19 protein-coding genes and 1 pseudogene are annotated in these 12,201 nt (G+C 40.4%); 17 read left to right on the top strand and 3 right to left on the bottom strand.

Annotated features, from left to right (window positions below; translation table 11 throughout):
- Positions 1–3 precede the first annotated feature (3 nt).
- From B2W49_RS03260 to B2W49_RS03240, 5 genes are all read left to right on the top strand, one after another.
- Positions 4–444, top strand: coding sequence for a phage tail protein (locus B2W49_RS03260; protein WP_219236206.1), 441 nt, complete (start codon positions 4–6; stop codon positions 442–444).
- Positions 444–1,757: a contractile injection system protein, VgrG/Pvc8 family gene (locus B2W49_RS03255; RefSeq protein ID WP_291334334.1), complete on the top strand. Its 1,314-nt coding sequence runs from the start codon at positions 444–446 to the stop codon at positions 1,755–1,757. Before B2W49_RS03260 ends, B2W49_RS03255 begins: the two co-directional genes overlap by 1 nt.
- A 154-nt stretch (positions 1,758–1,911) precedes the next feature.
- Positions 1,912–2,163: an ogr/Delta-like zinc finger family protein gene (locus B2W49_RS03250; RefSeq protein ID WP_004670219.1), complete on the top strand. Its 252-nt coding sequence runs from the start codon at positions 1,912–1,914 to the stop codon at positions 2,161–2,163.
- Positions 2,156–2,356 (top strand): TraR/DksA C4-type zinc finger protein, encoded by a 201-nt coding sequence (locus B2W49_RS03245; RefSeq protein WP_291334333.1) that lies wholly within the window; start codon positions 2,156–2,158, stop codon positions 2,354–2,356. Before B2W49_RS03250 ends, B2W49_RS03245 begins: the two co-directional genes overlap by 8 nt.
- 72 nt (positions 2,357–2,428) lie before the next feature.
- Positions 2,429–2,599 (top strand): hypothetical protein, encoded by a 171-nt coding sequence (locus B2W49_RS03240; RefSeq protein ID WP_004672746.1) that lies wholly within the window; start codon positions 2,429–2,431, stop codon positions 2,597–2,599.
- Positions 2,600–2,794: 195 nt separating this feature from the next.
- Here B2W49_RS03240 and B2W49_RS03235 read toward each other — a convergent pair whose 3' ends face one another.
- Positions 2,795–3,664: a BRCT domain-containing protein gene (locus tag B2W49_RS03235; protein WP_291334332.1), complete on the bottom strand. Its 870-nt coding sequence runs from the start codon at positions 3,662–3,664 to the stop codon at positions 2,795–2,797.
- Between the two features lie 316 nt (positions 3,665–3,980).
- Between B2W49_RS03235 and B2W49_RS03230 the strand changes: the two genes are divergently transcribed.
- The 3 genes from B2W49_RS03230 to B2W49_RS03220 all read left to right on the top strand — a co-directional run bounded on the left by B2W49_RS03230 (position 3,981) and on the right by B2W49_RS03220 (position 5,294).
- Positions 3,981–4,175, top strand: a complete 195-nt coding sequence (locus tag B2W49_RS03230; RefSeq protein ID WP_291334331.1) for a hypothetical protein — start codon at positions 3,981–3,983, stop codon at positions 4,173–4,175.
- Positions 4,176–4,177: 2 nt separating this feature from the next.
- Positions 4,178–4,984, top strand: a complete 807-nt coding sequence (locus tag B2W49_RS03225) for a Rha family transcriptional regulator (RefSeq protein WP_291334330.1) — start codon at positions 4,178–4,180, stop codon at positions 4,982–4,984.
- A 103-nt stretch (positions 4,985–5,087) separates the two neighbouring features.
- Entirely contained in the window at positions 5,088–5,294 is a 207-nt protein-coding gene (locus B2W49_RS03220; protein ID WP_171529614.1) for a hypothetical protein, read from the top strand.
- A gap of 55 nt (positions 5,295–5,349) precedes the next feature.
- Here B2W49_RS03220 and B2W49_RS03215 read toward each other — a convergent pair whose 3' ends face one another.
- Entirely contained in the window at positions 5,350–5,676 is a 327-nt protein-coding gene (locus B2W49_RS03215) for a helix-turn-helix domain-containing protein (RefSeq protein ID WP_171529613.1), read from the bottom strand.
- Positions 5,677–5,778: 102 nt separating this feature from the next.
- Between B2W49_RS03215 and B2W49_RS03210 the strand changes: the two genes are divergently transcribed.
- From B2W49_RS03210 to B2W49_RS12165, 9 genes and pseudogenes are all read left to right on the top strand, one after another.
- Positions 5,779–5,973 (top strand): hypothetical protein, encoded by a 195-nt coding sequence (locus tag B2W49_RS03210; protein WP_171529612.1) that lies wholly within the window; start codon positions 5,779–5,781, stop codon positions 5,971–5,973.
- A 49-nt stretch (positions 5,974–6,022) separates the two neighbouring features.
- Positions 6,023–6,262: a hypothetical protein gene (locus B2W49_RS03205; RefSeq protein ID WP_291334329.1), complete on the top strand. Its 240-nt coding sequence runs from the start codon at positions 6,023–6,025 to the stop codon at positions 6,260–6,262.
- Entirely contained in the window at positions 6,262–9,021 is a 2,760-nt protein-coding gene (locus tag B2W49_RS03200) for a toprim domain-containing protein (RefSeq protein WP_291334328.1), read from the top strand. The genes B2W49_RS03205 and B2W49_RS03200 overlap by 1 nt, the downstream gene beginning before the upstream one ends.
- Positions 9,021–9,524 (top strand): hypothetical protein, encoded by a 504-nt coding sequence (locus B2W49_RS03195; RefSeq protein ID WP_291334327.1) that lies wholly within the window; start codon positions 9,021–9,023, stop codon positions 9,522–9,524. Before B2W49_RS03200 ends, B2W49_RS03195 begins: the two co-directional genes overlap by 1 nt.
- Before the next feature lie 60 nt (positions 9,525–9,584).
- Positions 9,585–9,923, top strand: a pseudogene (locus B2W49_RS03190) (single-stranded DNA-binding protein); the annotation flags it as partial.
- Between the two features lie 27 nt (positions 9,924–9,950).
- Complete coding sequence (locus B2W49_RS03185; protein ID WP_291334325.1) at positions 9,951–10,274, top strand: hypothetical protein; 324 nt, start codon at positions 9,951–9,953, stop codon at positions 10,272–10,274.
- On the top strand, positions 10,275–10,553 hold the full coding sequence (locus B2W49_RS03180) for a pyocin activator PrtN family protein (RefSeq protein ID WP_291334324.1): 279 nt from the start codon (positions 10,275–10,277) through the stop codon (positions 10,551–10,553).
- 23 nt (positions 10,554–10,576) lie between these two features.
- Entirely contained in the window at positions 10,577–10,783 is a 207-nt protein-coding gene (locus tag B2W49_RS03175; protein ID WP_291334323.1) for a hypothetical protein, read from the top strand.
- Entirely contained in the window at positions 10,784–10,990 is a 207-nt protein-coding gene (locus B2W49_RS12165) for a DUF551 domain-containing protein (RefSeq protein WP_414630573.1), read from the top strand.
- Between the two features lie 12 nt (positions 10,991–11,002).
- Here B2W49_RS12165 and B2W49_RS03170 read toward each other — a convergent pair whose 3' ends face one another.
- The gene (locus B2W49_RS03170) at positions 11,003–12,148 is read right to left on the bottom strand and encodes a tyrosine-type recombinase/integrase (RefSeq protein WP_291334322.1); all 1,146 of its coding nucleotides are present in this window, start codon (positions 12,146–12,148) and stop codon (positions 11,003–11,005) included.
- Positions 12,149–12,201: the final 53 nt, after the last annotated feature.

Here is a 12,201-nt window from a genome sequence, read left to right as displayed (position 1 = left end):
CACATGATGATGGCTCTAGGCTTGTTTGTCTTCTCATTACGAACAGCGTCATATCAAGAACTGCAACGTGTCACCAATTGGCGACACCCTTCAAATAGCCGTGTCGGAGACTCCCCTGCTTATCAATTTATTGGTAAAGGTGAAGATGTCATTACACTTAAAGGCGTGATTTACCACGAATTGACAGGAAGTCGCGTCACATTAGACACCCTCAGACAAATGGGGGATACAGGCAAGGCATATACCTTAATTGAAGGCACAGGCAAGATTTATGGCTTAGTCATCATCAATGATTTAGATGAAACCAAAACCTATTTCTTCAAAGATGGTGCAGCGCGTAAAACTGAATTCACTTTAAAACTGACCATTGTACGCGATTGGCAACCGACCTTATTAGGCACCCTGATCGGCATGGGTATTGGCGCACTGAATAGGATTCTCTAATGCTGAATAAAGTCATGAACGTCGTTGGTACGGCATTAAATTCCGTTGAAAAAATGACGGAATACCCTTACCCCATTTTTCGAGTTGAAGTCGATGGTGTCGATATCTCATCCCTTATGGCTTCACGTTTAATGTCACTCAACATCAAAGACAATCGTGGACTTGTGGTGGATTCAGTGGACATCGAACTGAATGATGCAGATGGCATGCTCAGTATTCCACCCAAAGGTGCCATCATTCAGGTGTGGCTAGGTTGGTCCAATACCGGTTTATTCGACAAAGGCAAATACAAAGTCGATTCCACATCCCATCGTGGCGCACCAGATGTGCTCAGTATTTCTGCCATGGCCAATGACGTGTCAGAAGGTTTAAAACAAAAGCGTGAACGCAGCTGGAGCGACAAAACCATTCAAGAAATATTTGAAAAGGTTGGTGCTGAATATGAACTCAAAGTCATTGTTCATGAAAAATTCGCATCAAAAAAAATTAAATACATTGCCCAGAATGAATCTGATGCAAATCTCATTACACGTATTGCCGATGAAAATGACGCAATTGCCACAGTGAAGAATGGACATTTGATTTTATTACCACGTGGTGCAAGTACAACAGTTTCAGGTTTAGCCTTACCACGTGTGCAAATCACCAGGAATAAGGGCGATCAGCATAACTACACCAATGGCACAGGTACGGACAATATTACAGGTGTCAAAGCCTATTACTACACTGAAAACAAAGCCAAGAAATTGCATGTGGTGGTCGGTGACAGTGAAGACAACATGAAAGAGATCCGCTATGTGCATCGGGATAAAACCACAGCTGAACTGGTAGCCAATGCGGAATACAATCGTTGCAAACGTACTGCCCAAAAACTGACATATACCTTGGCATTTGGTGATCCAACTTTAATCCCTGAACAGGAATTTGAATTCATTGGTTTGAAACCTGAAATTGATGACATTATCTGGTTAGGGACAAACGTCACCCATTCACTCAATGACAATGGCTTCACCACATCAGTTGAACTTGAAGTGCAGCTGCCCGATGCCGATGATGTATCGACACTGTTTGAAGGCAAAGAAGAAAAGACTGAAGAAGAAAAAGAAAAGTCCAAAACCAAAAAGCGCACTGGTAAAAATTATGCAGATTATACCGGTGTCATTGTTTACTACAGGGAAAATGGCGAAACTAAAACATTAACAAGTGGAGATCAATCAAAACCATTAAAATTCACCCAAGAATATAAGAATAAAAAAACTGCCATGGTTGCAATAAAACGTGAACAAAAAAGAATAGACAAAGCCAAAAAATAGGGCAAAAAAAATCCTGACTTTGGGGCGAAGTCAGGATGAAATGGGTAAAACCAAAATAACGATATTTAATAACTTTTACAATAGATACTTTAGATATATCGCAATTTTGTTGTATATTTGTTGAATATTATTTATTCAGCAGAGGCAGCAAAAAATGTCTAAACCAGGACGTACGATAAGTAATAAATGCCCTCATTGCGGCGAATCTCTTTGGATCCGTTCAAGTGAACAAGTCGATCCACTTTTAAAACGGTTATACGGTCAATGCACCAATTTACATTGTGGTTTTACAGCTCAAGGTTTTTTAACTTGGGATGCTGAACTATCCCCTTCTGCAATGCCAAACCCTGAAATTCATCTTCCTAAGTCATTAGCAAAACAAGGAAAAGGGGGAGCATGTGTCTAAGAGATTCGATATCGCACAACAGAATCAATTGGATCAAGTTCACGTGGTACCACGTGATTACAGCACACCATCACTTGCTGAATGTGAACAATGCGGTAATGACATTCCACCAGAACGCCAAAAGCTAGGTGCAGTCACTTTATGCATTGAATGCAAGACCAAGGAAGAACGTCATGCCAGTCATTATCGCTGAACCATCAGATCCAATCGAATGCCCTTGCCCTGAATGCACATCACAAGATTAATAAACAAAGGAAAATAAAAAATGGACCAACAAACTGCTCTGATTTTAATTGTTGTAAACCTATCGGCTGCCGTGGTAATCATCATCTGGTACTTGTTCGACCGCTATACCAAACGCATTGAAAGCTTAATTCGGCAAAATAACAAACCAAGCTGTGCATTTATTCAAGCGCAAACCAAACGTAAAGGATAAAAATATGTGGCTCTATCCTTTTTTAGTAGGTGCAATTGTTGGTGTTTGTGCAAGTGCTTTATTATTTCTGCACACAGTAGGCTGGTTTTAAAAAAAGGGTTATAATAACAACAGGATGACAGCAAAATAACCAATATGCTGTACGTAGCGTGATACGTTTTCAGCTCCAATAAATAAGCCCCTTTCGGGGCTTTTTTATTGTTCCAAAAATTCAACAAAATCATCTTCAGTTAAAATACGGATATTCGCTCCGTCCTTTTGCCACTTCAAAGCCTGTTCAAATTTACGCCCATAGCTCATGTGTGCCCAGTGTGGATTACCTTTATTACAGATCACGAGGTAATCGGCTGTTTTGGTCAAGTCATCTTTAAAAATTCCGCCTTTCGCTTCAATGGCATCTTTCCATTCAGCTTTGGTATATCGGTTGGATGCACCAGTTAAACAAATGGTTTTACCAATAATTTCTACATTACCATGATAAAAATCAGGGTTCTGATTATCACTGGTACTGGTCACGGCTAAATTTGGCAAACCAAAATTGTTAAGCTGAATATATTTGCCAATGGTGATTTTTAAGACTTCTTTACTGTCTTCACTGACACGGTTTAAAACTCGCACGTGATTTAAAGCGATTAATAATTCTCTATAAATCGGATCATCTTTTAAGTAATTGTGTTGATTCAACCAATTATTGAGTGCAAATAATTCATTATCACTATATTCCTGATCACAAGATAATCCTGCCAATACACCATGCAATCGCTGTACATCGCCAGTATGTTCTTTAAAATATTTCGAGTTTTTAAATACATCTAAACTGGATTGTACTTCTTGATGACGTGACAACAAAAACTCTGGATCTTCAGCAGCTTTTATTAAAACTTGGTATAGGTTATCAAAATGAGGAACATTTACAGCCTCAGGATATTGCTCTACCCACTTAATCAAGGCCTCAATTTCTTGCAGCCTTACACGACCATCTAAAAATAAACCTTCAAAAAATCCTAAAAAAAGATTACCTAATTTACTTTGATTTGCATTGTAATTAAGTTGATCTAAATCCATAGGCCCACCCCCAAAAAATAATTCTTATAAAGTCACTTGACCTTAACACTTTAACACTGTTACAGTTTTAGGACTACAGCAAAATCTGTAGTCAGGAGTCGAAACCTGAATATTAATGAACAGGCGCAAAAAGTCCGTCCAAGGGCTATTTTTTTGCGTAAAATCTAGCTTTGCTATTCTATGGTAGGCTGGATAGGGCAGCTTAAGTGCTGGCCGTTACCCTGTTCGTACGGTTTTCGACCCCTATTCAGTCTGCCACCATCATCGTCGAAAGTGATGGTGTCGGGTTTACAACTTGACGAACAGGAATTAGCAAATGAAAACATTCGCTTCTACGCATTCATGCACTCAAAATAATGTAAAAGAACACTCCCCTATTTACGATCTAGCTGCATACGAAAAACGCCAGCGCAAACTTAAACGTAAACAAATTTTTAAAAACATCTTAGACACCACCGTGTTCTTTTCAGCATGTTCTATTGTCTACTCATTATTGTTTTGGGGAGTATGAGCATGAACGCAATTGCACATATTGATGACGTGGTTTTTATTCAAGACCAGCAAGTGAAAACCACCAGTTTAAAAGTGGCTGAAGTTTTTGCGAAACAACATAAAGACGTATTACGCAAATTAGAAAGTCTTGAATGTTCCTCAGATTTCAACGAGCGCAATTTTACGCTCGTTGAATATAAAGATGCTAAAGGTGAAAATCGCCCAATGTACGAAATGAGCAAAGACGGTTTTATATTTTTGGTCATGGGCTTTACTGGTGCAGCAGCCGCCAAAATTAAAGAAGCCTACATCAACACCTTTAACCAAATGGCAGCCATGCTTTACAACTTGCATGGCAACAATGAATGCATCCATATTGGTGCAGTGGTACAGCTCAAATCTGGTGGTCCTATTTATACCGTCAGTCAAATTCACCACGACAATAACGGCTTTATGCAAAATGCCGAAGTGCTTTGGCACAACAAAGGCAATCTATGCCGTGACATATTGCCTATCGCCTGTTTATCACTAGAAACCAAGAACATCATCGACAGTAAAATGCTGAATGACTTTTGGGCCAGTGTGAACAGTTACGGCATGCACAAACTTAACCACAGCCGTAATCCAAATATCCTGGCATTCAATATTTCTCAAATCTACCAGTGTATAGACGGCTTACCAATGAAGTCCCAGCTCTTTGCCATACTCATGCAAAGCCAAAGCCCTCACCCAGTGTTTATGCAAAATAACCGACAGATTTACAGCGCATTACACAGCAAAAATATCAAATGCTGGTTGTTCCAAACAAATCCACCACTCTTGAATTAGTTACAAAACCAACCATCATGTGCGACAAAAATTGTCGCACATGACTGTATTATTTAAACAATTTTCAGCAAAATAAACCCACTATAAATAGACAGGGGGAACAATGAACTCAATACTGGACATTAACAGCCATAACACCATGACTGCAGAAGAAATACTGGACGAAATACGCTTTCCAATTCAAAACTTGGAACAAACACTTTCTGTACTGACCAAACTATCAATACAGCATGAAATCACAAGCGAAGAACTAAACGCTCTCCTCAACACCCTACACCACCAAGTCGTTCAGATCGCCAAAGCAATATAAAGCACTAAAAAACCCCAACTAAGGTTGGGGTAGATGATTTAGGCTTGCCCTGAAATTACTGTGCCACATAAGCCTTGACCATTTTGACAAAAGCAGCCTTGGCATCATCACCCAGACTACGGTATGCCGTGACAATTTCATGCTCAGGCTCACTTAAAGTATCAGCTCTTAAACCAAACGTAATATAAAAGACATCAAATCCTGCATTACTCAAAGCAATCAGCTGATCCTGGTTCAAGGCATCACCATGCTTTTCATAACGGACTATAGATCCGACTGCTTTACCTATAATTTCAGCCATTTCAGGTTGAGTCAGCTTCAAACGGTTTCTTTCCGCTTTCAAACGCGCCCCACGCTCTAAAAAATTATCATTTATCGACATTTTTACCTCTAATACTATTGAATATTTCGATATTGCGTAATATGATCACTTTAACAGTTTAACACTGTTGATATATCGAAACTTTAAAAAAAGGTAACTCAAATGTCTACAGTCAAAGAAAACCGAACAGAAATGAGTGGCGCACATTTTACCCAACCCGAAAAAGACTACATGCGGATCCATGCAGCTAAAAACCGCACGACTATTTCTAATGTGATTCGTCAAGCCGTTGCAAATGAATTGTCAAAAATTGCAGACCCTGATAACCCTTTTTTCATTGCGAAAAATAACACCTAAGCATCTGAAAATACTTAGGAGTTTACAATTTCACGCAAGAGTAAACAGAATGTTAACACTAAAAGAAATATGCCAAAAGCGCAAAGCTCAGATTGAAAACCGAAACGGTACAGCAGCACTGCACGAGCGTATTGAACAAATGACTCAACTTCGTGACCCTTTCCGCTTTATTGCTGCACTCAAGTTAAAAGGTTACATCGAAGCGCTTTGCGATCAAAAACTTATGACGCTTACAGATGCAAATGACTGGCTCCAAATCGTAGATACAAAATATCGGGGTGTAAATTAATGTACGAATTGAAACACCGCATCATTAACCGTCTTGAACAAATGTTCAGCTTCAAGACACGTGGCGAATGGTTCCGTGAAGGTGTCTGCCCACAATGCGGTAAAAAAGAACTTTATACCCATGCACACAACCCACGTATCGTAAAATGTGGTCGTCTGGTCAAATGTGGCTATGAAGAACACGTGAAAGATATTTGTGACGATCTATTTAAAGATTGGTCTGAATATCACCCACAAACCGACACCAATCCAAACGCTGCAGCAGATGCATTTTTATCTGAAGGTCGTGGTTTCGATCTTAAAAACTTAATTGGCAAATACACCCAGCAGTTTTATACAGATAAAGACAGCAAAGAATCATCAGCAACTGTTCGCTTTATGCTAGATGACAAAAACTATTGGGAACGTCTGATTGACCGACCAGAACGTTTTGGCAATAAAAAAGCACGCTTTAACTATGGGTTTAAAAATGCTGGCCAAGCATGGTCAGTACATGAATTAGATGAAATCTGCCGTCTAGGGGAAAAAGGCCAAGCGGTCTGGATCACTGAAGGGATCTTTGATGCCATTGCACTGAGTCAGTCAGGTGTAAAAGCCATGTCATGCCTGTCATGTGTCAACTACCCTTCTCAAATGCTCAAAGCAATTGCTGATCGTTGCCATGAACTCAAGATTGATAAGCCACGTTTACGCTGGGCATTCGACAATGATTCTGCAGGTAAAGGTTATACCGTTAAATGGCATGAACGTTCACGTGCTGAAGGTTGGTCATCGACTGCTGCACAGCCACCGGCAAATGGCGGTAAAAAACTCGATTGGAATGATTTATTCCAATGGGACAAACTCAACCCTGATCAATTCCCAAAGTACAAACACTATGGTGAATTGCTCATTGCTGAAACGGCTGAAGAAGCCGGTCTTTTAATTTACAACTTCTATGAAGGTCGTCGTCACATGTTCTATTACAACCACAAATTCCGTTTGTACTGGTGGGAACTCGACTATGACAAATTCAACAAAGCAGTTCAGCACCTGGAAGACCGCAACAATGAAGCAGCTGAAAATGGTGGTCAGATTCTTACTGATAAAGAAATCCGTTCCAGTGCATTGAAGAACTGTTCAGCTGCCAAAGAAATTTGCAACGCTCAGATTGAACCGTTGTACTTCCAGCGCAATGAAATCACCGATGAATCTTGGTACTACTTCAAGTTGCAAAGTCCGTGGTCAGAAGCAAAAACCACATTTACGGCTGACCAAATGTCATCACGTTCAAAGTTCAAACCACGTGTCATGTCTGTGATGTCTGGTGCAATGTGGACAGGTACAGATAATCACTTGGAAACATTCATCAAACGTGAAACCGAACGTTTACGTGAAGTCAAAACCATTGATTACATCGGCTACAGCCGTGAATACCAAACCTATATCTTTGAAAAATATGCGGTGCATAAAGGGCAAATCATCCCGATCAATGAGCATGACTTTTTCAAAGTAAAACGTCAGGAAATTAAGACACTGGCAAGTTCACCAGCGATCACATTGAACCCTAAAAAACAGTTTGATCCGTCATGGTGGAATGACTTCCATAAAGTCCGTGGTGCCAAAGGTATTGTGGCTTTGGCTTGGTGGATGGGTTCATATTTTGCTGAACAAATTCGTGCCATGCACAGTTCATACCCTTTTATGGAAATTGTCGGTGAAGCAGGTGCAGGTAAATCACGTTTAATTGAAATGATGTGGAAACTTTCAGGACGTAAAGACTATGAAGGCTTTGATGCAAACAAATCTACAAACGTGGCGGTGTACCGTAACTTTGCACAGATCGCAAACCTTCCAGTGGTCCTGATCGAAGGCGACCGTAATGACGTGAATGGTAATGCTGTTCAAAAGTCCAAATTCAGTTGGGATGAATTGAAGGATGCTTTCAACGGTCGTGCGATTCGTTCAAAAGGTTTAAAGACTGCAGGGAATGAAACCTATGAACCACCGTTCCGTGGTGCAATTTTAATTTCGCAGAACACAGCAATTCAGGCTTCAGAAGCAATCTTGACTCGTACTTTGCACTTGTACTTTGACCGTAAAGGACAGTCACTGGAAACCAAACGCATTGTCGATGAACTGGATCGCATGGAACTTGAAGATGCATGCACCTTCATGACCCATTGCCTGCGTAATGAAGACAAGATCTTGGAAACATACGCATCAAAGTTACAGTCAATTGAAGATCACTATCATGAAATTGGTATTACCCATACACGTATTGCCTTATGTCATGCACAAGTGGCTGCACTGATCGAAGCAATGGCCAAACACGTTTTGCCAATCGACTTGGAAGACATGCTTGAAGCACAAGAAATGCTTGAACAAATGGCGCGTGAACGTGTTGAACAGTTAAACGGTGATCATCCTGATGTGGAAAAATTCTGGGATGTTTATGAGTACTTGCAAGGCAACCGTTCACCAGAATGGGGACTCAATCATCATGACAACGATGCTCAAACTATCGCTATCAACTTAAACGAAATTTACAAAGTGGCTGCACGCAATTATCAGCAGCTGCCTGAAATCAATGAAATGAAGAAATTACTTCGCACATCGCGCAAGTACAAATTCATTGAAAGCAATAAACAGGTGTACTCAGACCGTTTCCCTGCCGATGACGTGGCAGCAGTGAATAAAAGTCGTGAAGTACCAGGTAAACCAAGCCGTAACGTGAAGTGTTGGATCTTCACCAATCCAAATTTAGGGGCAAAGAAATAATGAACGCTCAAACACAAAAAGATCAAAGCTATTACACCATGATCGCTGAACACCAGGATATTTCAGCACGTGTACTTCGCTTGCACAGCATTTTAAATCAGCATCATTGCGTTCAACACATGCCAACCGAAGCATGCATCTTGATCAACGAAATGAAAAATATTGTCGACACAGGCAAAGCGCATCCTGATGGCTTGGAAACTTCAGCTCTTAATTTTGATGATGCCCTGCCGTTCACGGATCCTGAAATCAACACCGTTCACGACTTCCAAGTGGGTGACACCGTGTGGATCCCTGATGAATTTGCACGCTACAAATTTATTGTCAGCAGTCATCAGCGTTTTGAAGTGACGCAGATCGTTGGTACAGATCAGCTGTATGTCTGTCATATCGACAATCCAGACATTCCATTCACCTTTAATCAGAAATGTTTCACAGGACATTTCAGCCACTTCGCCAAAATTGAGGACTCAGAACATGGAAGTTTTGCTGCTACTGGTTGAAATCATGCTGTTCGTCAATGGATCTATCTTTATTCAATATAAATTGTGGGAATTATAAAAATGCGTGGCGTTAATTTAGTCGTATTAGTTGGAACACTAGGTGCCAATCCTGAAAGCAAAAGCTTTCCAAATGGCGGTTCACTTTGCAATTTCTCCATTGCAACGTCTGAAAAATGGCAAAAAAAACAGAGCGGTGAATGGATTGAACAAACTGAATGGCACCGTATCGTGGTCAAAAACCGCTTAGGTGAAATTGCCCAGCAGTACTTAAAAAAAGGCTCAAAAGTCTATATCGAAGGCAAACTTCGTACACGCTCATGGACAGATCAAAGTGGCCAAGAACGTTACACCACAGAAGTTCACGCAGAAACAATGCAAATGCTGGATTCAGCACCTCAGGCAAATTCTTACTAAGGGGAAATAAAAATGTTTGAAGATGATTTTGATGATGAATTTGAAGGTTTTAATCCTTTCCGTGCTCAAAAAGAATTAATGACATTACCTGAGCTGACTGCAGATCAATGTTTTTTATGTGATCAATGCGGATCTGGTGAACCAATTAAACCATTGCATTATAAAAATGTTTATTCACGAATGATCAATATGCAAACAGGCGAAGGTGCTGAACAGTTCGTGATGATCTATGTCTCTCCTTGCTGTAAAGCTGATTTATCCATCTGGGATGAATCAATTGAAGACTACGTTGAAATTGATAAAAAATATTATTCAGCTACTGAGGAACAAACATAAATGAACGCTGCATTGAATCAGTTTGATTCTAGTTTCTTATTGGCCATGAAGTATCAGTCTCCAGTGGTAGCACTGGAGGTGGTCGTAAAAGACTTTTTACCGCATCTGAACATTGAAACAGCAAAGAAGCGTGCAGCACTTCAAGACCTGCCCTTCCCAACCTTCAAGGCTGAGGATTCTAAAAAGGCCCCTTACATGGTGAACATTACAGACGTGGCAATTTGGCTGAACAAGCAAAGTCAGATTTCAAAACAAGATTGGATAAATATGCACGCCTAAACGCGTGCATTGAGGGCAAACCGATGGAATACGAAACAGATATTGAAAAATTAAAGGCACAAAAACCTGAAGGTGCCACCATTGTTGCAGTCAAAGGCAGTCGAATTACATATTTCAAGGAAGATGGCAAAGACCGTTTACTGACTTTCAATCGCACCATGTGGGTAAAAACTTGGTTCACGCCAATGCACATGAACCTAAAACACTTTGATTTTATCGCGGTGATCTAAATGCAAAATATGTATCAAATGATCAGCTTAAAAGATCAATTTCCACCAAAGGGTGAAAAGGTTTTAATTTACAGACCGCATGCACACTTACCACCGCATGAGGATCAGAATTTCAAAATCGCCAAATATATTGGTGAAGGTCTATGGATCGGAAGTCATTTTGAACATGAAATCACGCACTGGTTACCATTGATAAAGCCCCAATAAATGGGGCTTTTTTTATACCAATTTTTTGGCCACTTTCATGGCTTCCACAAAATCCAATCGATCACGACGGCTTTTCAAATTCACATAACGTCTTAGACTTTCCCAAGACTCATGCAAACTGATCTGCTGCAGCTGGGGAATGGTCAAACCATCTTCAGCCAATCGGGTAATTCCTTCATGACGCAAATCATGAAAACGTAAATCTTCAATGCCGGTCATCTTGATCGCTTCACGCCAACGTGATGCAAATGATTTTGCATTCAATGGCAACAACACCGACGGATCTGCCGAATCTAAACGAAGCATTTGATCACGGACATCAGGCTTCATTAATTCTTTAATGACACGTTCAGCCTGTTCAGTCACTTTAAAACTTTTATGATTGCCGGCACTGCCATTCGGATTTTTTAAATCAAAAACTTTCCATTCATTGTGGTGCTGATCAAATTGATTCAAAAAAAGTCGTGTCAATTCATCTTCACGCCTGCAGGTATAGATGGCCAACCACATAATCAGATGCAAAGGCATAGACGTTTTACTTGTTTTCCAACGTTTATAGAAATAATTGGTCAGTAATTGCAGCTCATTTGATGTTGGCAAACGGTCACGTTTCTTGGATTTGGTGATCACACGTGCATTGCGAAGACCTTTCATCGCCTGTTCCAGCTCAAAAAGATTCACTTTTTCACCCCAAACGAGATCCGCATGCGTCAAAACCACCTTTAAATATTGCAAATCTTGCAAGGCAGTACTTGATTCAATAGGATCTGCACCGATCTCTGGGTAACCTGTTCGCCTTAAATAGGTATGATCAGTGAAATCTTTCCTGGTTAAATCTGAAATTTTGACCTGTCCGATTGGCCAATGCGTTAAAAAACGCAGTCCCATGCGTTTGGATCTTCCAAAACCTTCAACTTCGTTTAAATATTTCTCCAAAGCAGCAGCTAAGGTCATGCCCTTTGAAATATTTGCAGAAATCATCATTTCAGGATTCAATTCAAGTTCATATTCGCGCTTTTTGATCCATGCTTCAGCCAATGACCTTTTACTAAATGTCTTAGACTCTGTAAAATTCGGCAGCCCTTGTCGCTTCACGCGCACCTGCGCCCTGTATTTTTTCACACCAGTGGACAGAACTCTTTCTGTAACTGTACCCATAAATTTGCACCCTGACCCAAAACCCATTTCACGGTGCAAATACGGTGCACCGA

The organism is Acinetobacter sp. UBA801 (assembly GCA_002296655.1).
Classification (GTDB): domain Bacteria; phylum Pseudomonadota; class Gammaproteobacteria; order Pseudomonadales; family Moraxellaceae; genus Acinetobacter.
This window is presented reverse-complemented; position numbering and strand designations above follow the sequence as displayed.

What these genes read in the sequence shown, in the direction of transcription:
- B2W49_RS03180 (WP_291334324.1), top strand. Translation starts at nt 10,275, where the DNA reads ATGAACGCTGCATTGAATCAGTTTGATTCTAGTTTCTTATTGGCCATG.
- B2W49_RS03240 (WP_004672746.1), top strand. Translation starts at nt 2,429, where the DNA reads ATGGACCAACAAACTGCTCTGATTTTAATTGTTGTAAACCTATCGGCT.
- B2W49_RS03205 (WP_291334329.1), top strand. Translation starts at nt 6,023, where the DNA reads ATGTTAACACTAAAAGAAATATGCCAAAAGCGCAAAGCTCAGATTGAA.
- B2W49_RS03200 (WP_291334328.1), top strand. Translation starts at nt 6,262, where the DNA reads ATGTACGAATTGAAACACCGCATCATTAACCGTCTTGAACAAATGTTC.
- B2W49_RS03230 (WP_291334331.1), top strand. Translation starts at nt 3,981, where the DNA reads ATGAAAACATTCGCTTCTACGCATTCATGCACTCAAAATAATGTAAAA.
- B2W49_RS03220 (WP_171529614.1), top strand. Translation starts at nt 5,088, where the DNA reads ATGAACTCAATACTGGACATTAACAGCCATAACACCATGACTGCAGAA.
- B2W49_RS03260 (WP_219236206.1), top strand. Translation starts at nt 4, where the DNA reads ATGATGATGGCTCTAGGCTTGTTTGTCTTCTCATTACGAACAGCGTCA.
- B2W49_RS03235 (WP_291334332.1), bottom strand. Translation starts at nt 3,664, where the DNA reads ATGGATTTAGATCAACTTAATTACAATGCAAATCAAAGTAAATTAGGT.
- B2W49_RS03175 (WP_291334323.1), top strand. Translation starts at nt 10,577, where the DNA reads ATGGAATACGAAACAGATATTGAAAAATTAAAGGCACAAAAACCTGAA.
- B2W49_RS03215 (WP_171529613.1), bottom strand. Translation starts at nt 5,676, where the DNA reads ATGTCGATAAATGATAATTTTTTAGAGCGTGGGGCGCGTTTGAAAGCG.
- B2W49_RS03250 (WP_004670219.1), top strand. Translation starts at nt 1,912, where the DNA reads ATGTCTAAACCAGGACGTACGATAAGTAATAAATGCCCTCATTGCGGC.
- B2W49_RS03210 (WP_171529612.1), top strand. Translation starts at nt 5,779, where the DNA reads ATGTCTACAGTCAAAGAAAACCGAACAGAAATGAGTGGCGCACATTTT.
- B2W49_RS03170 (WP_291334322.1), bottom strand. Translation starts at nt 12,148, where the DNA reads ATGGGTACAGTTACAGAAAGAGTTCTGTCCACTGGTGTGAAAAAATAC.
- B2W49_RS03185 (WP_291334325.1), top strand. Translation starts at nt 9,951, where the DNA reads ATGTTTGAAGATGATTTTGATGATGAATTTGAAGGTTTTAATCCTTTC.
- B2W49_RS03225 (WP_291334330.1), top strand. Translation starts at nt 4,178, where the DNA reads ATGAACGCAATTGCACATATTGATGACGTGGTTTTTATTCAAGACCAG.
- B2W49_RS03195 (WP_291334327.1), top strand. Translation starts at nt 9,021, where the DNA reads ATGAACGCTCAAACACAAAAAGATCAAAGCTATTACACCATGATCGCT.
- B2W49_RS12165 (WP_414630573.1), top strand. Translation starts at nt 10,784, where the DNA reads ATGCAAAATATGTATCAAATGATCAGCTTAAAAGATCAATTTCCACCA.
- B2W49_RS03255 (WP_291334334.1), top strand. Translation starts at nt 444, where the DNA reads ATGCTGAATAAAGTCATGAACGTCGTTGGTACGGCATTAAATTCCGTT.